Here is a 227-nt window from a genome sequence, read left to right as displayed (position 1 = left end):
CGGCGCTGAGGACTGTGTCGTCGCCGAAGTGGCGTCTGTGGAGGAGGCGTTGGTTCGGCTCCAGGAGTGGTTGTCGGCGCCGGATGGTGGGGATCGGCGGCTGGTGGTGGTGACGCGGGGTGCGGTGGGTGAGGTGCCGGATCCTGATGCGGCGGCGGTGTGGGGTCTGGTGCGTAGTGCGCAGGCGGAGCATCCGGGCCGGTTCGTCCTGGTCGACCTCGACGACG

The 227-nt window shown here is 70.5% G+C and carries 1 protein-coding gene; it reads left to right on the top strand.

Annotation, left to right across the window (positions count from 1 at the left end):
* Positions 1–37 precede the first annotated feature (37 nt).
* Positions 38–227: SpnB-like Rossmann fold domain-containing protein (locus tag ACYF6T_RS44820; protein WP_461703741.1), on the top strand; the 190-nt coding region annotated here is incomplete at its 3' end.

This window comes from Streptomyces sp. 7R007 (assembly GCF_054850255.1).
Note: the sequence above shows the minus strand (reverse complement) of the source record. Positions and strands in the feature narration are given on the sequence as shown.